General features: G+C 68.4%; 18 protein-coding genes and 2 pseudogenes. 14 read left to right on the top strand and 6 right to left on the bottom strand.

The window, feature by feature from the left end; all coding sequences use genetic code 11:
* Nucleotides 1-139 precede the first annotated feature (139 nt).
* Nucleotides 140-1,027 (bottom strand): aminoglycoside phosphotransferase family protein, encoded by an 888-nt coding sequence (locus tag ACQEUX_RS11440; RefSeq protein WP_433045368.1) that lies wholly within the window; start codon nt 1,025-1,027, stop codon nt 140-142.
* Nucleotides 1,024-1,668, bottom strand: a complete 645-nt coding sequence (locus tag ACQEUX_RS11435) for a hypothetical protein (RefSeq protein ID WP_433045365.1) — start codon at nt 1,666-1,668, stop codon at nt 1,024-1,026. Before ACQEUX_RS11435 ends, ACQEUX_RS11440 begins: the two co-directional genes overlap by 4 nt.
* Before the next feature lie 295 nt (nt 1,669-1,963).
* Between ACQEUX_RS11435 and ACQEUX_RS11430 the strand changes: the two genes are divergently transcribed.
* Nucleotides 1,964-2,380 (top strand): NUDIX domain-containing protein, encoded by a 417-nt coding sequence (locus tag ACQEUX_RS11430; RefSeq protein WP_433045362.1) that lies wholly within the window; start codon nt 1,964-1,966, stop codon nt 2,378-2,380.
* A 113-nt stretch (nt 2,381-2,493) separates the two neighbouring features.
* Here ACQEUX_RS11430 and ACQEUX_RS11425 read toward each other — a convergent pair whose 3' ends face one another.
* On the bottom strand, nt 2,494-3,381 hold the full coding sequence (locus tag ACQEUX_RS11425) for a hypothetical protein (RefSeq protein ID WP_433045359.1): 888 nt from the start codon (nt 3,379-3,381) through the stop codon (nt 2,494-2,496).
* Nucleotides 3,382-3,901: 520 nt separating this feature from the next.
* Between ACQEUX_RS11425 and ACQEUX_RS11420 the strand changes: the two genes are divergently transcribed.
* A complete protein-coding gene (locus ACQEUX_RS11420; RefSeq protein WP_433045356.1) occupies nt 3,902-4,897 on the top strand; it encodes an aldo/keto reductase in 996 nt (331 codons plus the stop codon).
* Nucleotides 4,898-4,970: 73 nt separating this feature from the next.
* A complete protein-coding gene (locus tag ACQEUX_RS11415) occupies nt 4,971-5,813 on the top strand; it encodes a helix-turn-helix transcriptional regulator (protein WP_433045353.1) in 843 nt (280 codons plus the stop codon).
* A 109-nt stretch (nt 5,814-5,922) separates the two neighbouring features.
* Here the strand turns inward: ACQEUX_RS11415 and ACQEUX_RS11410 are convergent, their stop codons facing one another.
* The gene (locus tag ACQEUX_RS11410; RefSeq protein WP_433045350.1) at nt 5,923-6,870 is read right to left on the bottom strand and encodes a helix-turn-helix transcriptional regulator; all 948 of its coding nucleotides are present in this window, start codon (nt 6,868-6,870) and stop codon (nt 5,923-5,925) included.
* Nucleotides 6,871-7,113: 243 nt separating this feature from the next.
* Between ACQEUX_RS11410 and ACQEUX_RS11405 the strand changes: the two genes are divergently transcribed.
* From ACQEUX_RS11405 to ACQEUX_RS11385, 5 genes and pseudogenes are all read left to right on the top strand, one after another.
* Nucleotides 7,114-8,355 (top strand): MFS transporter, encoded by a 1,242-nt coding sequence (locus ACQEUX_RS11405; protein WP_433045347.1) that lies wholly within the window; start codon nt 7,114-7,116, stop codon nt 8,353-8,355.
* An 856-nt stretch (nt 8,356-9,211) separates the two neighbouring features.
* Nucleotides 9,212-9,646, top strand: a complete 435-nt coding sequence (locus ACQEUX_RS11400; RefSeq protein ID WP_433045344.1) for a glutaredoxin domain-containing protein — start codon at nt 9,212-9,214, stop codon at nt 9,644-9,646.
* Nucleotides 9,647-9,853: 207 nt separating this feature from the next.
* Nucleotides 9,854-10,033 (top strand): 50S ribosomal protein L32, encoded by a 180-nt coding sequence (rpmF, locus tag ACQEUX_RS11395; RefSeq protein ID WP_433045341.1) that lies wholly within the window; start codon nt 9,854-9,856, stop codon nt 10,031-10,033.
* Nucleotides 10,030-11,276 (top strand): annotated as a pseudogene (locus ACQEUX_RS11390) (GTP-binding protein). The gene rpmF and the pseudogene ACQEUX_RS11390 overlap by 4 nt, the downstream one beginning before the upstream one ends.
* 236 nt (nt 11,277-11,512) lie before the next feature.
* A complete protein-coding gene (locus ACQEUX_RS11385) occupies nt 11,513-11,929 on the top strand; it encodes a Fur family transcriptional regulator (RefSeq protein WP_433045338.1) in 417 nt (138 codons plus the stop codon).
* Between the two features lie 354 nt (nt 11,930-12,283).
* Here ACQEUX_RS11385 and ACQEUX_RS11380 read toward each other — a convergent pair whose 3' ends face one another.
* Together ACQEUX_RS11380 and ACQEUX_RS11375 are read right to left on the bottom strand one after the other, a co-directional pair.
* The gene (locus ACQEUX_RS11380; RefSeq protein ID WP_433045335.1) at nt 12,284-12,544 is read right to left on the bottom strand and encodes a type B 50S ribosomal protein L31; all 261 of its coding nucleotides are present in this window, start codon (nt 12,542-12,544) and stop codon (nt 12,284-12,286) included.
* Nucleotides 12,541-13,854: a CobW family GTP-binding protein gene (locus ACQEUX_RS11375; RefSeq protein WP_433045332.1), complete on the bottom strand. Its 1,314-nt coding sequence runs from the start codon at nt 13,852-13,854 to the stop codon at nt 12,541-12,543. Before ACQEUX_RS11375 ends, ACQEUX_RS11380 begins: the two co-directional genes overlap by 4 nt.
* A gap of 301 nt (nt 13,855-14,155) precedes the next feature.
* Between ACQEUX_RS11375 and rpmB the strand changes: the two genes are divergently transcribed.
* The 6 genes and pseudogenes from rpmB (at nt 14,156) to ACQEUX_RS11345 (ending at nt 18,297) form a co-directional block, all read left to right on the top strand.
* Nucleotides 14,156-14,392: a 50S ribosomal protein L28 gene (rpmB, locus tag ACQEUX_RS11370; protein WP_433045329.1), complete on the top strand. Its 237-nt coding sequence runs from the start codon at nt 14,156-14,158 to the stop codon at nt 14,390-14,392.
* On the top strand, nt 14,392-14,559 hold the full coding sequence (gene rpmG, locus ACQEUX_RS11365; protein ID WP_013287204.1) for a 50S ribosomal protein L33: 168 nt from the start codon (nt 14,392-14,394) through the stop codon (nt 14,557-14,559). Before rpmB ends, rpmG begins: the two co-directional genes overlap by 1 nt.
* Nucleotides 14,559-14,864 carry a 30S ribosomal protein S14 gene (gene rpsN / locus ACQEUX_RS11360; protein WP_433045325.1) on the top strand — a complete coding sequence of 102 codons (306 nt, stop codon included), beginning with the start codon at nt 14,559-14,561 and terminating at the stop codon, nt 14,862-14,864. Before rpmG ends, rpsN begins: the two co-directional genes overlap by 1 nt.
* A 52-nt stretch (nt 14,865-14,916) precedes the next feature.
* Nucleotides 14,917-15,336: pseudogene (locus ACQEUX_RS11355) on the top strand (choice-of-anchor M domain-containing protein); the annotation flags it as partial.
* Between the two features lie 301 nt (nt 15,337-15,637).
* On the top strand, nt 15,638-16,981 hold the full coding sequence (locus ACQEUX_RS11350) for an alanine racemase (protein WP_433045322.1): 1,344 nt from the start codon (nt 15,638-15,640) through the stop codon (nt 16,979-16,981).
* On the top strand, nt 16,978-18,297 hold the full coding sequence (locus ACQEUX_RS11345; RefSeq protein ID WP_433045319.1) for a pyridoxal-phosphate dependent enzyme: 1,320 nt from the start codon (nt 16,978-16,980) through the stop codon (nt 18,295-18,297). The genes ACQEUX_RS11350 and ACQEUX_RS11345 overlap by 4 nt, the downstream gene beginning before the upstream one ends.
* The last annotated feature ends 1 nt before the right edge of the window (nt 18,298 follow it).

Below are 18,298 nucleotides of genomic sequence, written 5' to 3'. Positions count from 1 at the left end.
CCCGCCGCCGCTGCCGGCGCACCTGCGGGTGACCTTCCGTGCGCCCGCTCGCCCACGGGACGGTGTTCGACCGACCGATCGCGCAGTTGAACAGCCTTGAGCGAGCGCCCGGCCGGGTCGCCTGTGGACTCCGGGACCGTCAGTCGCCGGACACGTCGCGCAGGACGGCCGCGAACGCCCGCTTCTGTTCCGTCCGGCGCGCCTGCGGGGCACCGGGGCTCACCAGCGTGATGGCGGCCTTCCAGAGTGCCCAGCCCCGAGCGCGGCGCCAGGTGTCGTCGTCGAGCCCGACCGTCCGGCGGAAGACCGGCCGGCTGTCGTCGCTGAGGTACGTGAAGGCGATGACGAGGTCGCAGGCCGGATCGCCCACGCCGCAACAGCCGAAGTCGAGGACGCCCGCGAGGCGACCGTCGGCGATGAGGAGGTTGTCGACGCCGACATCGCCGTGGAACCAGACCGGCGGGCTCGCCCACTGCGACGCCAACGCCTCATCGATCACCTGGTCGGTGACGGGGGACTCGACGTCCAGCGAGCGGAGCGCCGCCCGCGCCTCGGGTGCGTAGTACGCGAAGGGCCCGCCCCGGTGGGCGGTGTCGGGGCCGGGCCGGGGGGCGTCGTCGTCCGTCGGTACGGCGCGCAACTCGACCAGGAAGGACGCGAGTTCCATGGCGAGCGCCGCCTCGTCCGGAATGGCGGCGAGGGAGAGCACCTGCCCGTCCAGCCACGCGTTGACCGACCAGGCGAACGGGTAGCCGTGCGCGGGGTGACCGAGTTCGAGCGGCTTCGGCACCGCGATCCGCAGATGCTTCGCCAGGTATGGCAGCCAGCGGCTCTCCTTGAGGATCTGGTGCGCGTAACCCTCGGCGCTCGGCAGCCGGACGGTCAGCGTGTCGCCGAGCCGGAACGTCCGGTTGTCCCAACCCTGCGGTGACGCGGCGACGATGGGTAGACCAGCCCACTCAGGGAACTGGTCCGATATCAATCGCGCCACGAGTGCTTCGTCGATCACCGGTCCGGCCGTGCTCATGCCGTCTTCCTTTCCACGGGGCTGGGTGCGGGAGAAAGGTGCCGTCCGTACTGCGGAAAGCCGTTGGTGAGCAGGGCCAGGGCCGGTGCGGCCATGAACGTGGTGGCACCGATCAGGCAGATGGACTGCATTCCGAGGTGAGATGTCGCCGGAATTGCCAGGGCCATGCCGGCCGGCTCGAGCAGCTTTGTGGTCATCAGATCGGTTGCGTTTACCCGGCCACGGAGACCAACTGCCACGCCCTCATTGGGCGCAGCGTACCACCAGACACCGTGCAGACTGATTCCTATGCCGCCCACTCCGATCGCGGCGACGAACACCCAGAGTGGAACGGGAATGAGAATGCAGATGAATACCGGGGTGTAACAAACGAAGCCGATGTTGGCCCAGAGCCCCGGAAGGCGGGGTATTTGAATGGCCGCCACCACGGTGCCGATCAGAGCCGCGGCGGCGGACACGGCGAGGATGGCGCCCAGGCCGGCGCTGCCGTAGCGGTCGGTGGAGACGACGCGGATCAGGACCAGGCCCGGCGCGAAGCTCAGCAGGATCTGCACCGAGGTCCGGATGAGTCCCGTCCTGATCCACGGGGTGCGCCGGCTGATCGCATCAGTCGCGTCCAGCCGTTCCTCGGAGAGGGACATGAGCGTGGATGCCAGGGGACGACACACCTCCAGCGCGGAGGCGAGCACCGCCTCCGCCCCGGGCAGGACCAGGGCGTGGCGGTTGTATCCTGATCCGTCGAGTCGTGCGGGAGGCGCTGGCGTGGGCCGACGGAGATATCGCCTGCGGCCTGAGCGCTCAGCGAACTGGCGGCCGCTGGTATTGACCAGCGACAGCTCTCGTTCGGGTTCGCGCTGGAGCGCCGGTCGCCGTTCCCGCCCGTGACCTCGTCGAGACCCGAGCAGAGCGAACCTACGAGCCAGTTACGGCGGGCGCATGACCAGTAACGATGAGCGCCAGGGCGCGGTAGCCCTGATCTTCGATGACTCCGGCGATCTCCTGCTGCACCTACGGGATGACATCCCGGGAATCACCTGGCCCGGCTATTGGAGCGTCCTGGGCGGCGGCTGCGACCCCGGAGAGAGCCCGCGTCAGGCCGTCGAGCGGGAACTGTTCGAAGAGGCGGGTCTGGTGGCTGACGAGATCACCGAGCTGTTCCAGGTGAAGGACGAACTGGGGTCCGGGCAGCTGATCACCTTCTTCTCTGCCCGCTGGAATGGCCAACCGCAACTGCTGCCCCTCTCCGAGGGCGTCGAGCTCCGCTTCTTCCCGCCGGAACGGCTCCCGGAACTGCGGATCCCGCCCTACATCTCAGCGGCGATCCAACGAGTGCTCGCCCAGTACGACCAGTAGCCAAGCGCCGGCCGGGGGGCCGTCGCCCGGCCGCCTGCGGCGCCGCGCCCGGTGAGGGCCACGGCGGCAAGTTGCCGTGTTCGTCAGTCCGCGTTTGAGCTACTCGATGATTGCTACGACGGGGAGTGTGTGCCCGTGGCGCGCGGCGAGTTTGTCGAACCTGGTAGCCGGGGCCCGGTGTCGTTTGAGCTGGTTGTTGCCGCCCTCGACGGCGTCGGTTTCCCCGCGTCAGGGGTGCGACGGGGCAACAGGTGGGCGGCGGTGGCGCCGAGCAACGTCAGCAGATACGTCACGGCACACGCCGCGCTGGCCGGCACCGCGAGCTGCACGGCTTCGTCGACCAGGTTCGCCTCACCGAGGCTCTGAATGACGGCGAACAGGCCGCAGGCCAGCAGGATGACCTGCACCACGACGATGTGGAACCACGCGCGCCGGATCGGCTCCCGGTCCACGAGCCCGGTGTGGACGACTGCGCAGACCGCGGCGGCGACGCCCCACGCCGTACCGGTCACGACGCGTGCCGCCGGGGTCTCGGGTAGGTCCATCAGGCCGGCGATGAGCAGCGCGAGCGGCATCCGGAACGACAGGCCGGACAGGAACGACTCTTCCAGGTCGGCCGGGCGCCGGCCGGCCGACGGCTCCGTCGCCCGCTTGAACGCGCCGACGAGCGAGAGCCCGACACTGATTCCCGTGCCGGCCAACGCGCTCAGCAGGCTGGACAGCAGGACGTCGCGAGCGCTCAGGTCGGCGAGACCGAGCGCCAGGACGAGCAGCTTTATCGCGACAACCACGACGTACACGATCGGCAGGCCGAGCACGAAGGCGAGGATCGCCATGAAGGTGGTCTCGCCGGTGTGCTCGTCAAGCAGCGCCCACAGCAGGACGACGATGCCGTACACCACGGCCAGGCCCACCTCGCCGTGGCCGCCCAACGCCTCGCCCACGAACCAGCCGAGCGCGCCGGGTACGGCGACGGCGAGCACGCCCACCACGATCAGCATGCCCTCAGTGTGCCGCCGCCGGTCGAGCCGGGGCGTCGCGCTAGCTCGGGTTGGAGCCATTCGTCGATTGCCACGCGGTGGAGTCTGGCCTCGTCACGCACGACCACCTCAGCGCCGAGCGACCCACGGCCGGGCCGACCGCACGGCCCCGGCTGGCGCGCCCGACGGCGGCGAGCGGCCCGACCCGATCGCAACGCCACCTGCTTTCGCGCAGCGTCCCCCGACGGGTTCTGGGGAGATATAGCATGCAGGCCGAGCTGAAGAATGCTGCGAGAGCATCACGGCGCTCTCTGAAGACGAACTTCGTCGCGGATCTGGAGAGATGCGACGTGCCAACGCTGGTTAAGCATGGCGCCGACGATTAGAGCCGCACAACCGGTCGGCGAGCCGACCCGTCAGATCGTCGCCCTGTCAGGCCGAGGATAGACAGAACGCCGATAACGGCCACGATCTGCCGCAGGCTGGTGATGAACGATCGGACGTCGCTTCGTGACATGAGGGAAGAGACACCAAGGTGATCTTGCAGAAACATGCAATCGGTGGTCAAGGACTGGTGGCCTCGGTCGAAGGGCTCGGCACCATGGGCATGACCGCTATGTACGGCACGCCGGACGACGCGGAGTCCGTCGCCACCGTGCACCGCGCACTCGAACTAGGCGTGACCTTGTTCGACACGGCCGACATGTACGGCCCGCTCACCGGCGAGGAACTACTCGGCCGGGCGCTGAGGGGACGTCGCGATCAGGCCATCATCGCGACCAAGTTCGGCGGTGTGACGTTCGACGATGCCGGCCGCATCATCGGCGGCGCCAACGGGCAGCCTGACTACGTGCGCAAGTCGCTGGAGGGATCGCTGCGCCGGCTCGGCACCGACTGCATCGACCTGTACTTCCAACACCGGGTCGACCCGACCGTACCGGTCGAGGAGACCTTCGGCGCGCTCGGCGAACTTGTCGCCGAAGGCAAAGTCCGCTATCTCGGGATCAGCGAGGCGTCGCCGGACAACATCCGCGCCGCGCACGCCGCCGCGCCGTTGTCCGCGGTGCAGACCGAGTACTCGCTGTTCACTCGCAATGTTGAGGCCAACGGTGTGCTCGACACGGTGCGCGAACTGGGCATCGGGTTTGTCGCCTACGCGCCGCTGGGCCGTGGCTTCCTCACCGGCTCAGTTCGCACCCTCGACGACCTGCCCGAGAACGACTGGCGTCGCACCTGGCCCCGATTCGCCGAGGAGAACCTGCGGCAGAACCTGCTCCTGGTGGACCGGATCCGCGCCATCGCGGAACAGGCGGGTGTCACTCCCGGCCAACTCGCGTTGGCCTGGGTGTTGGCGCAAGGTGACCACATCACCGCAATTCCTGGCACCAAGCGTCGTACCTATCTGGAGGAGAACGTCGCCGCGGCGCAGTTCAAGGTTGATGCCGGCGTCTTCGAGGAACTCAGCGCCGCTGCTCCGGTCGGTGCCGCCGTCGGCGAGCGCTACACCGGACCGGCAATGGCCGCAATCCAGGAGTAATGTCCGAGATCGACGGGATCTTCGCGGCGCCACCAACCGTCCTGGTGGCGCCGTCTTCCGGGAAGGGAAGTTCGTGGCACGAACCGAACTTGGCGACTTCCTCCGGGCTCGCCGGCAGGCACTCCGGCCGGCCGACGTCGGGCTTGTATCCGGCGGGCGGCGCCGCACCCCCGGCCTACGCCGCGAAGAAGTCGCACTGCTGGCAAACCTGTCTGTCGACTACTACGAACGACTAGAACAGTCTCGGGCCGTCAAACCCTCAGAGGCCCTACTCGGCAGCCTTGCCCGGGCGTTGCGTCTCTCCATCGACGAGCGCGACTACCTCTACCATCTCGCCGGATATTCGGCGCCGACGACCACCACTGTGAGCGGGTACGTCGACCCCGCGATGATGTTCCTACTCGACGCACTCACCACCGTGCCCGCACACGTCATCGACGGCCGCACCACCATCCTCGCCCAGAACACCCTCAGTCGCGCGCTGCTGGGCTCCTGGACCGACGGCGACGCCCGGCGCGCGAACGTGACCTGGCGCTGGTTCACCAACCCCGAATCCCGCGTGCTCAACGTGCCGGAGGAACACGAGGCGATCGGCCGCGGATACGTCGCCGACCTACGCGCGGCCGCCGTCCGCGGCGGCCACGACCCCGTCTCCGACCAACTGATCGCCGATCTCACCGCCGCCAGCACCGAATTCGTCCAGTACTGGTCCGACATGCAGGTCTCCCCACTACAGACCACCCGCAAAATCCTCGTCCATCCGCAAGCCGGGCGTCTGGACGTACAGTGCGACGTCGTCTTGAGCACCACCACGGGTCAGCGCCTCGTCATCTTCCGGCCCCAACCCGGCACGGCCACCGCCGACAGCTTCGACTTCCTCCGCGTCCTCGGTGAACAACCCTTCGACCGTTCCTGAGGCGAAATACCGCCGGTCGCATCGACGACCGCCCGTCACGTGACACGGCGGCCGGACGGCGACAGCAATGGAGCGGCGGCCTTCAGCCGCCCACCTGTCGATGCATTCCTCAATGCGATTTGTTGCCAGCCCGCTCTCGCGAGGCGTCTGCTCCCCAACTGGCCAGCAGCCGCAGCGCCTCTTCTGAGGGTGAGCCAGGCATGGCGTGGTAGGTGCTCAGCGACTGCTCCTGATCGCCGGGGAGCGCGAAAGTCTCGTAGCGCAGCGTTAGTTCCCCCACCAGCGAATGCGACAGGCGGATGCCACCATGCGTCTTTTTCTGAACGTCGTGAGCGGCCCACAGCCTGCGGAAGTCCTCGCTCTTTATGGAGAGTTCGCCGATCAGGGACGCGAGCATCCAGTCGTCCGTGTGCAGGCCGGCCCCCAGTCGTAGTTGTCCCACCACGTCATACGCCTTGGCCTCCCAATCAGGGAACAGTTTCGGGGACGCCGGGTCGAGGAAGGTGATTCTGGCCCAGTTCCGGTCCTGTGGGGCACGGGCTGCCCAGTCACCGAAGAGGGCGGAGGCGGTCTGGTTCCAGGCCAGCACATCAGTGCGGCGGCCCCAGACGTACGCTGGCACGCCTTCCAGTGCGGCGAGCAGTTCTCGTATCTCGGGCCTCACCTGCTGGCGCGACGGCGTGGGCCGGCGCTGATGCCGCTTGGGCTGGGCCAGGCGCACCAGATGGGCGTGCTCGGCTTCGGAGAGTTTGAGTACGCGGGAAATCGCGTCCAGCACTTCGCGCGAGACATTGCGGGCGTTGCCCTGCTCGAATCGCGTGTAGTACGCCGCAGAGACTCCCGCGAGTTGCGCGAGTTCTTCCCGGCGCAGACCCGGGACGCGGCGCCGTCGGCTGTAGTCGGTCAGCCCTACATCGGCCGGCTTGCGGCGTGCCCTGCGGGTGCGCAGAAACTCGCTCAGTTCCGCGCGGGGGTCGAGCCCTTCCCGCGGGGCCGGTTCGGCATCCGTTTCCGAAGCGGCTGAGAGGTTGGTGTGGGTGGCGTGGCCGGTTGCCATATCTCGATTATCCCACCCAGTACGCGACGCAGCCTGTCCCTGCCAGTGATAGCCACACGAGACGTAGACGAAGCAGGTGGCTGGCTAGCACTGCGAGCCTGAAGCACGCTCGACGTGTCCTGAGGAACCGGGCCTGCAAGCCCATGGCCAGGCCCGACGGATCACCCGTTCCTGCCGTCACCAATCCGCCCGCCAAGGCGCCATCCGCCCTGATGGGCTCCGTGCCGCAATTGAAAGAGCTCCATGACCGACATCATCACCACATCCACAGGCCCGACCTCGGCGACTGCCCGACAAGGCCGCCTTCCGGGAAAAGCATTGTTCGGCCTTTTCCTGGCCGGCTTTATCAGCATCCTCACCGAATGCCTCCCGGCGGGTCTCCTGCCGGAAATGAGCCGCACTCTGCACACGGGCGTCTCGCTGACCGGCCAGACCGTCACGATCTACGCGCTCGCCACCGCGCTCGGCGCTATCCCTCTTGCGCGGGCGACGGCCACCTGGCCGCGCAAGCACGTCTTGCAACTCGCCCTGGCCATGGTCGCCGTCACCAATGTGCTCACCGCGCTGTCCAGCGACTTCACGCTGACAATGGTGCTCCGCTTCGTCGCCGGGCTGGGAACCGGACTCATCTGGCCTCTTCTCGGCGGCTACGCCGCCCGCCTCGCGCCAGAGCGACGACAGGGGCGTGCCATCGCCATCGCCCTGGCCGGAACCCCCATCGGGCTGGCCCTGGGTATTCCGCTGGGGACCTGGCTCAGCAGCCTCGGCGGCTGGCAACTCGCCTTCCACGCCTCGGCCGCCGTGACCATCATGACCATGGCGTGGGTCCTGGCGGCCCTCCCGAACCTGCCCGGCCAGCCGGTCGACGCACGCTTCAAGATCTCGCACGTCCTGGTCATCCCAGGACTGCGGCCCATTCTGTTCACTCTTGCCACCTATATGATCGCGCACAATATTCTCTACACGTACATCACCGACCTTCTTCTTCATCTGGGGATGGTCGACCATACGGGCTGGGTGCTGTTCGCCTTCGGAGTCACCTCCGTGCTCAGCGTTCTCGTGGTCGGAACGCACATCGACCGACACCTGCGCAAGCTCGTCGTGAGCAGCACCCTGCTGTTCGGAGCCAGCGTGCTCGCTCTGGGCGTCCTCGCGGACGCACCGGTCCTGGTCTACGTCGCCGTCGCCGCGTGGGGCTTCGCGTTCGGCAGTTCCCCAAGCCTGTTCGTGGGTGCCACGATCAACGCGACAGGAGAAGCCGCCGACGTCGCTCAGTCAATCACCATCACGATCTTCTCCACCTCTATCGCAGTCGGTGGCTTGGTCGGCGGTCTCCTGCTCGCCGGCCTGGGCACTGCCTCGATCACCTGGGCGGCACTGATCCTCCTGATCGTCGCGGCCGTAACTGTCATCGGCGGCGCAAAGCATGCGTTCCCCAAGAACGCCTTGCCTGCGCTCAGCCCTTGCCTCGGCCGCCGGGTCTGACGTCCGATACGTGACCCTGTCAGCGGCCATCAGCCGCTCCGCGTGGAAGTCGTGCCGGGGTGTTGCACCGCTGACTCGGGGCCTTCAGCAGCCAGCCATCGCCGTCAGGCTGGAGATAACCCGGCAACCTGGTCACCGATCCGAGCGCGATCGGCCGCGACCCGATGGAGTCCAAGGTTCTGACCCGGCGGGTGATCGCAAATTTGTAGTAACAGGGTGCAACGGTGGCTGCCCTAGGCATCCTCGATGATCGGCTCAGCCCAGGCCGTGTGCATGAACTCAAACGTCCAGGAGACGCCGTCCGATTCGCCCATCCTCCGTTTGAGGGTGGCAGCCATCAGGTGCTGTCCCGGGGGCGCGGTCGCGACCCGGCCCCGGACTCGCTTGGCGTGGCGAACACGGTACTTCAAACCTTCGATGTGTACGACTCCGCATTCGTCACCTGGCTCATCTACCGAGGTCGACTCCGCCGTCACGGACCAGCCTGCTTTGTGGGCTTCGTAGAGCCCACCTCGAAGGCGCGCTGCTTGCCGTCACGCTCGTCCACCCGGGCGATGATCTCGATCGGGTCCGTTCGGTTGTCCATCCTTGTCCTGTACCGCTTTGGCTGAGGGTGCACCGTAGCGGGGTTCGGGCTTGCGGGCTTGAACCGCGCGATCGCCCTGGTGGGGACCTCGGTGACGAGGTGGTTGCGGAAGGTGGTGCCGGCATGTGCGACGGTGAGGCGGCGTGATTGATGCCAGCGTGGATGCGCTGGCCGGCGATGACAAGGGCGCCGCAGCTGTCGACCCGCAGCTGGGTCGTGGGTGGCGCGCGAAGACGGCGCATCCGCGTGTCTGGCGGTAGGGTCCCCGGCGTGCTGCGACGGTGGACCCTGACGATCCTGATGGCGGTGTGTGGCGTGCTGGTATTGGTGGCGCAACTGGCCGCCGGTCTGCCCGCCGTCGGTGCCGTTGAGTTGCTGATTTTCTCGGCGTTGGCACTGCTGCTGTCCCCGTGGGCCTTCCCCGGGTCGGTGGACGCCGCCGAGGCGCAGCGGGCCAGCGCGGCGGATGGCCGGCCGATCGTGTACTGGCGCCCCGGCTGTCGATACTGCCTCCAGCTCCGGTTCTCCCTGGGCCGGCTCGCCCGGCGGGCGCACTGGGTGGACATCTGGCACGATCCGGCGGGTGCTGCCGCCGTCCGGGCGGTAGCTGGCGGCAACGAGACCGTGCCCACCGTCGTGCTCGGCGGTCAGGCTGTCGTGAACCCCGACCGGGCCTGGCTCCGCGAGCAGCTTCGCTCGTCCTGAGTACGCCCGCCACCGGGCGAGGGGCGCCGGATGGCGCCGCCGTACCCGGAGCTTGACCAAGACGGCTGCCTCGGGGCTTGTCCTGCGGGCTTGCGCCGCGCTGGCGATCTGTGTGGGCCCGGCCGGCGCGGCTGAACGTGAGGCCGTGTGGAAAATGAAAACCAATACGGTTAAGGTGTGGTCCGACCTCTCGTGAATGGAGACCTCGTGGCCGTACCGAAGCGGAAGATGTCGCGGTCGAACACCCGGCACCGGCGGGCGCAGTGGAGGGCGAGCGTGCCGCAGCTGACGCCCTGCCCCTGCCCCCGCAAGGAGATGGTGGTGCCGCACCGGGCCTGCACACACTGCGGCCTGTACAGGGGACGTCAGGTGGTGGATCAACCGTGACCGACCGCCTGCCGGTGACGGTGCTGTCCGGGTTCCTCGGCGCGGGCAAGACCAGCCTGCTCAACCATGTGCTGAGCAACCGGGACGGGCTGCGAGTGGCGGTGATCGTCAACGACATGAGCGAGGTGAACATCGACGCCGCGCTGGTGCGCGAAGGTGGGGCGCTGTCACGGACCGAGGAGCGGCTTGTCGAGTTGACCAACGGCTGCATCTGCTGCACGTTGCGTGACGATCTGCTCAACGAGGTGGCCTGGCCCGGCTGGCCCGACAGGGCCGATTCGACTACCTGCTGATCGAGTCCAGCGGTATCTCCGAGCCGATGCCGGTGGCCGCCACCTTCGCCTTCGGTGTGGAGGACGGGCAGGTGCTCGACGACCTGGCCCGCCTGGACACCACCGTCACCGTCGTCGACGCAGCGGGCCTGCGGAGCATGATCGAGGCGGGGGAGAGCTTGGCGGCGCGTGGGCTGGCCGCCTACGAGGGAGACGACCGGGGCATCGCCGACCTGCTGGTCGATCAGATCGAGTTCGCCGACGTGCTGGTGGTCAACAAGACCGACCTGCTCGCCCCCGGCGATCTGGCGGTGGTGGAGGCGCTGCTGACCCGCCTCAACCCGGCCGCCCGACAGGTCCGTGCCGTGCACGGCCGGGTGGCACCGGCGGAGATCCTGCACACCGGCCGGTTCGATCTGGAGCGGGCGGAGACGGCGCCCGGCTGGGTCGCCGAGCTCAACGGTGGGCACGTGCCGGAGACCGAGGAGTACGGCATCTTCAGCCTCGTGTTCCGGGACCACCGGCCGTTGCACCCGCAGCGGTTGTGGGACCTGCTGGCCGGCGGTCTCGAGGTGTTCGGGGTGGTGCGGTCGAAGGGGTTCCTGTGGCTGGCCAGCCGGCCGGACGTGCAGGCGCTGTGGTCGCAGGTCGGACCGTCGGGCCGGTGCGACCCGGTCGGCGTGCCCGTCGTGGTCTCCGGGGAGTGGCCGGAGGACCCCGAGGAGCGGGCCGAGCTGCGGTCCCGCTGGCATCCGGTCTTCGGGGACCGACAGCAGGAACTCGTTCTCATCGGTGTCGACCTGGACGTCCAGGGCCTGCGGGCCGCCCTGATCACGTGCCTACTCACCGACACTGAGATCGCCGCCGGTCAGGACGCCTGGCGGGCACTACCCGACCCGTTCCCCACCTGGGACCTCGGCGATCCGCACGAGCACGACCATGCCGAACCGGTCCCGGTCACGGGCTCCTGACACTCGGCCCCTACGCCGGACCCGTTGCCGCTCCTGGGGTCCTACCGGTGATCGTTCCGGTTGTCCTGCTCGCCGGTGGTGTTCCTCATAACGGCCGGCTCTCCGCTGGTCGGCACCGGTGAGGTGAGGCCGGAGATGGCACGGCGTCGATGGTGCCGGACGACGCATAATGGTCCGACCGGCCGCGGTGGGGCGTCGGAGACGAGTAGGTCGGCGGCGGCCGAGATCACGGGAGGATGGCGGCCACGGTGAACCAGGCGATGGCGAAGGTGCCCCGAAACACCCGGCAGCGCGGGGAGGTGCTGGCGCTGTTGCGCGAGGTGGAGGGCTTCCACTCGGCGCAGCAACTGCACCAGATGCTGCTGGAGCGCAAGGCGGGGGTCGGCCTGACCACCGTCTACCGGACGTTGCAACTGCTGGTGGACACCGGCGAGATCGACTCGACTCGGCTGCCGGGCGGCGAGCAACTCTTCCGCCGCTGCAGTCAGAGCAAGCATCACCATCACCTTGTCTGCCGTGACTGCGGACGCACGGTGGAGGTGGCCGGGCCAGCCGTGGAACGGTGGGCCGACCAGCTCGCCGCACAGCACGGATTCACCGACGTCGGTCACACCCTGGAGATCTTCGGCACGTGCGCCGAGTGCGCTCGCTGAGCTTTCGGCGGATCTGTCAGTGACCGACCAGGGCCGGCTCGTCGGAAGATCCGGCCCTGGTCGCTTCGTGGGCGCCGAGCGGTGTGTCGACACCGCGACGTGTAACGAGCGGGGGCCGTGGGCGACGTGAGCGGCCTGACTCTGCGCAGGGTGGGCTCGTAGACGAGGGCCGTACGGTCGAAGCGGGTGAAAGGCCGGCGAAGGTGGCCGCTTCGGCGCTCGCCGATATCGCCCGCGAGCCGGTCGGGGGAACCGACCAGCTCGCGGACGATCGTCAGATGCCGGACCCAGCCGTGCCGGGCGGCGTCGACCAGCTGCGGCGCTGGTCGGTCCGGTCGACGGGCACCCTGGCGCTCATCTGCCCTGGAGTCCGTGGCGGGCGTACTTGTTGCGGAACTTCTCGACCCGGCCGGCGGTGTCGAGCAGGCGCTGCTTGCCGGTCCAGAAGGGGTGACTGGCGGAGGAGACCTGGACGTCGAGGACGGGGTAGGTGTTGCCGTCGGTCCACTCGATGGTCTGGTCGCTGGTGGCGGTGGAGCGGGTGAGGAAGGCGAAGTCGGCGCCCCTGTCGCGGTAGACGACGGGTCGGTAGTCGGGGTGGATTCCGGGCTTCATGCGGGTTGCGCTCCTTCGGTGTCGGTGTCGGTGTCGGTGTCGGTGTCGGCAAGTTCCGTCGCATCGAGGGGGAAGCAGCCGGCGAACGGGTCGTGGTAGGTGCGCCAGATCTCCTCGCCGTCGGCGAGTTCGGCGTCGGTGAGCAGGCAGCCGGCGAGGGTGCGGTGCAGCTCGACGGGATCGACGTCGAGGCCGATCAGCACCAGGTGCTGATGGCGGTCGCCGTAGTAGGGGTCCCAGTCCAGAGCGGCGGCGAGCCGGCGCTGGTCTTCGACGTGCTCCCAGCGGTCCTCGGGCAGGCTCACCAGCCAGTGCCCGAGCGAGCCCATGGCCAGACCGCCGCCGGCGAATTCCCAGGCCACCACGGTGTCGGGTTGGCTGGCCAGCCATAGGTAACCCCGCGAGCGAATCATCTCGGCGTTGACGTCCTCCAGTACGTCGTGCAGGCGCTGCGGGTGGAACGGGCGGCGAGCGCGGAAGACGGCGGAGACCACACCGCAGTCGGACTCCGGCTCGTGCGTGCCCAGCGTGTAGCCCTGCAGGCCGCGGGCGAGCACCCCGGGAGTCTCCGGCCGGTGCCGATGGGTGTGGCGCAGCTGACGGGTCAGCATGGTGGCGTCGACGAGGTCGCCGTCGACCCGGATGTGAGCCGCCCACGGCGCCATCCGCTGCAGCAGAACCGACATCCTGCTGGTGTCGAACGTGCCCTCCCGGGACTGTCCCCAGAGCACCAGGGTGTCGGCGTACTCGATCTGCCTGACCACGACGTCGGCGAGCGCGCGATCGTCGTCCTCGGCGGCCTGGATGCCGAGCGCGGAGAGGTCGTCGGTGCTGGCCAGGCCGTCAAGCAGATGTTCGGCGTCGAGGACGGTCACGTAGGAGTCGATGCGGATGAGGTCGGTGATTGGTGCGCCGTCGACGAGACAGTGGACGCAGGCGGCGGCGACCGCCTCGGGTTCGACCACCTCGGGCAGCATCAGCACCAGGTCTCGGCCGGGGTTGGCTCGGGTGAGTCGGACGAGGGTGGGCAGCACGTCCTCGCGCAGGGTGCAGGAGACGCAGGCGTGCCTCAGGCCGACCTGCTCGTCCTCGATGATGCCGGTCCCGGAACGGACCACCCGACGAACGACGCCGTCGCGGATCCCGGTGAGGTCGTGCCGCACCAGCAGCAGCGTCGGGTCGGCGGCGAGCAACGTGCGGGCGACGGCGAAGGTCGCCGCCGGCCAGAACCCGGACAGCACGGTCAACGACGGGCGGGTATCGGCATCCGTTGTCATGACGTGCGTCGGGGCCTGTGGTGACGACGACATCGCACTCCTCTCGACTTACTGAAAACGATTGTCATTCTAAGCACACCGAAGCTGCCGAAGCGAACGGCGGTCCGGGAGGGTGGCCGCAGCGCGGCCGAATCGGGATCGCCCGACCCGACGGGAGTGCAACCTGCTGCTCTACCCAGCCCGGCACCCGCGTCGCGTCCTCGCCCCACCACCGCCTCGGTGCCGACTGTTCCGTCGAGATCGGTCAGCCCCCCGCGTGGGTCTGACCGAACGGGTGATGTAAAACTGAAAACCATTGTCGTTATCGTGACGACCTGGGCAAGGAGCATTCACTGTGTCCCGACGTTGTGACGTCACCGGGGCGAAGCCGAGCTTCGGCAACGCCGTGTCGCACTCCCACCGGCGCACCCGCCGCCGGTGGAACCCCAACCTGCAGAACCACCGCTACTGGCTGCCGTCGCAACGGCGATGGGTCAGCCTCACCCTGACGGCAAAGGCGCTGAAGACCGTGGACCGCAAGGGCATCGAGAAGGTCGTCGCCGAGCTTCGTACCCGCGGGGTGAAGGTCTGATGGCCCGGCAGACCGACGTTCGACCGATCGTGCGGCTGCGCAGCACCGCCGGCACCGGCTACACGTACGTCACCCGCAAGAACCGTCGCAACGACCCGGACCGGCTGGTCCTCCGCAAGTACGACCCGGTCGTACGCCGGCACGTCGAGTTCCGAGAGGCCCGCTGATGGCCAGGAAGAGCCTGGTCAACCGGCAGGCGTACCGCGAGGAACTGGTGGCCCGGTACGCCGAGGTGCGGGTGGAGCTGAAGCGGATGGTTCGCCACCCGGACACCGACCCGGACGTACGCGCCGAGGCGGTCCGCCGGCTCAGCCGGCTGCCGAGGGATTCAAGCCCGGTGCGGCTGCGGTCGCGGGACCAGATCGACGGCCGCCCGCGCGGTGTGCTGACCCGATTCGGGCTGTCCCGAGTGCGATTCCGCGAGTTGGCCCTGCGGGGCGAGCTGCCCGGGGTGCGCAAGGCGTCGTGGTGATGTCACCAGGTGTACCACCGCGCGCAGGTACGCGCGGTGTGAAAGGGGAGGTATGAATGCGATGGTGAGGGCTCGCGGTTTCGCGGCCCTGGTTGCCGGGGCGGTGGTGGTCGCCGGCACGGTGCTGGCGCCGACTGCCGCATCGGCGGCCGAGAAGGTGGTGCTGTCCAAGGGGCACACCGATGCGCTCGACGTGCACTACGAGGGTGGTGTGTAGTCGTTGAAGGTGCACGACGACACCGTCAGCCCTTCGGTGACGCGGGACCCGGCGGACGTGACGTTCCAGGTTCTGCCGGAGGCGGCCATGGCCGTTCCGGACGATCCCCGGTTCGCCTTCCTCGGGCCGGCGGGCAGTCAGGTCTGGTTGCTGCCGTTGACCCAGGATCCGGATCTGCTCTGGCCGGGTTGGAACACCACGACGCTCGGCTCGGGGGTGTTCGAGGGGAACAAGGTGCGGTTGAGGCTTGCCGAATAGTCGACATCTACATTGACGCACACCGTCACATATGCGCATTTGTTTATGTGGCGGTGTGCGTCCAGTCGCTCATCCGTCACCCCTTGGCGGGCGTCGGAACATCGGTTACGTTGAAGGAGGCCGCCGCTACGAAGGGTTCTCGGCGAGGGGAGTGGCGGCGCCCGTGGCTCCACGACTCACCTCAGGAGTCGCATTGCCCCTTTACCTGTCTCCGCGAATCGATCCGACATTGCAGTCGGCTCTCGACGAAACCGTCTTGTTGGCACAATTAACCGACGCGTTGGGCTCTCCACTCGGAGTGATTCTTCCACAGCAGTTGTCGGGCAACGTTGCCGCATTTCGCTCCGTCTTTTCCGACCATCGCCTCTCCGGTCAGATCTATTACGCGCACAAGGCCAACCGGTCAAGTGCCCTCGTACGAGAACTCGCCGCCACCGACGCGGGTATCGACGTGGCGTCGCTGGCCGAGTTGCAGCACGCGCTCGGTGCCGGCTTCGTGCCGCAGCGGATCATGGCGACCGGGCCGAAGAATCCGGAATTTCTCTGGCTCGCCGCCCGCGCCGGGGTCACCGTCAGCGCCGATTCGGTCGAGGAACTGGTGGCGCTCGCCACACTGGTCACGGCTTGGGCGTTGCCGCCCGTGCGGGTGATGGCACGACTGTCGGGCTTCACCTCGTCAGGCGTACAGCTCAGCAGTCGCCGTAGCCGCTTCGGGGTGCCGGCCACCGCCGTGAGCCAGGTCCTCGACGTGATCGAGAAACACGCCGAGGCCCTGGATCTGGTCGGGGTGGCGTTTCACCTCGACACCATCGGGTTGCCGGAGAAGGCCGTGGCGCTGGAGGGCTGCCTCGGTGCGCTGGACGGGTGTCGTCGGCGCGGGCTGCGGCCATGGTCGGTGGACATCGGCGGTGGGTTCGGCGCGGACTACCTCGCCGACGGCACGCAGTGGGAGCAGTACACCTCCGCGTTGACCGAGGCGGTGCTCGGCAGGCGGGCGCCGCTGACCTGGAACGGCCACGCTTATGGGCTGCGTGCCGAGGGTGGTCACGTTCGGGGCTCGCTGAACCTCTACCCCGCTCACCGGCCCGTCTCGGGAGCCGCGTATCTCGATCGCCTGCTGCGGACAACCGCGCCCGAACAGCGTCGTCCACTCGGGACGCTGCTACTGGACAACATGTACGACCTGCACGTCGAGCCGGGCCGGGCCCTGCTCGACCAGTGCGGCTTGGTCCTGGCCGGTGTTCTGGAGGTACGCGACGAGGCCGACGGCGACACAATCGTGCGCCTGGACTGCAACGCACGCGATGTCAGCCTCGAGGAGCACGGCGTGCTGATGGACCCGGTCGTCGTGCACCGGACGCCCCCGGCCGATCCCCGGCCCGCAGGGGTCTACCTGTTCGGCAACCTCTGTCTCGAAGCGGATCTCATCACTCGGCGCAAGGTCTTCCTGCCGACCCGGCCCCGCACCGGCGACCTGCTGGCCTTCGTCAACACCGCCGGCTACCTCATGGACTTCAGCGCCACGCAGGCGCTGCGGCAGCCGGTCGGCCGCAAGGTGGCGATGTACCGCGACGACGGCGCGTGGCGATGGTGCCTCGACGAGCAGTACTGGCCCGTTCACCATCCCGCGGAGGCACCATGAGATTCGAGACGATGACCGAGGCCATCGGCAACACCCCGCTGGTACGCATCGATCCCACCGTGCACGGTCTGCGGAACATCGACCTGTACGCCAAGATGGAGCTGCTCAACCCGTTCGGCTCGTTGAAGGACCGCGCCGCCTGGAACATGGTCCGACCTCTGCTCAACGAGGCTGTCGAGCGCGGCGACACCATCGTCGAGCTGTCGAGCGGCAACACGGCCAAGGCTCTCGCCGTCATCGCCGGCCTGTACGGGCTCAGCTTCAAGAGCATCACCAACCGCATGAAGGTTGCCGAGATCAAGGACCTGCTGCTGCTGCTCGGCGCGGAGATCGACGAGCTGCCCGGGCAGGCCGAGTGCCTCGACCCGACCGACACCGACGACCCGCTGACCCGGATGTACCACCAGCTCGCCGGCTCGGGCGGCGGCTACCTGCACACTGACCAGTACTTCAACGAGCTCAACGTCGACGCGCACCTGAGTGGCACCGGCCCGGAGATCGTGAAGGACCTGGACGGCAGGGCCCCGGACTACTTCATCGCCTGCGTCGGAACGGCCGGTTCCTCCACCGGCGTCGCGGCTGCGCTGCGCCAGCACAATCCCGACGTGCGCGTCATTGGGCTGGTGGCGCACAAGTCCGACTTCATCCCGGGCATCCGCACCATCGACGAGGTGCACGAGGTCGGCCTCTTCGACCCCGACGTCTACGACACGGTGGAGACGATCACCGCCGACGACGCCATCGATGGTCTGCTGACGCTCGTACGCCGGTGCGGCACGCTCGCCGGGCCGACCGGCGGCGGCGCCTACCAAGGCGCCGTGCGCCATCTGCGCGCCATCGACGCGCAGCTCACCGGACGCCGTACGGCGGTCTTCATCGTCTGTGACCGCGTCGAGAGCTACATGAGCTATCTGCGGGAGCGGCGCCCCGAGCTGTTCGGTCGGCCGCCACGGCGCAACTCCCTCCGTGCGGTGACCGACGCGGACGTGCGGCAGGCGGCCACCGTGGATGTCGCGGAGGCCGAGCGGTGGATCGCCGGGCGCCGAGGGCTGGTGGTCGATCTGCGTAGCCCGTTCGCGTACCAGGCGCTGCACATCGATGGATCGGTCAACATCGTCGACGAGCTCTTCGCCGAGCTGCTACACGGCGGGCTGCCGTTCGGCCGCCGCCAGCCGGTGCTGCTCGTCTGCCCGGTGGGGGAGAAGTCCGCCCGCTACGCCGCTCTGCTGACCCGGATGGGTCATCAGGACGTGCGCTCGCTCGAGGGCGGGATCATCGCCTGGCGCGACGCCGGCGCCGAGCTCGTGCGCGATTGAC

The sequence above is a fragment of the Micromonospora sp. CA-259024 genome (assembly GCF_050936255.1).
Taxonomy (GTDB): Bacteria; Actinomycetota; Actinomycetes; order Mycobacteriales; family Micromonosporaceae; genus Micromonospora.
The sequence above is the reverse complement of the archived record's forward strand: the minus strand, read 5'-3'. Positions and strand labels throughout refer to the sequence as shown.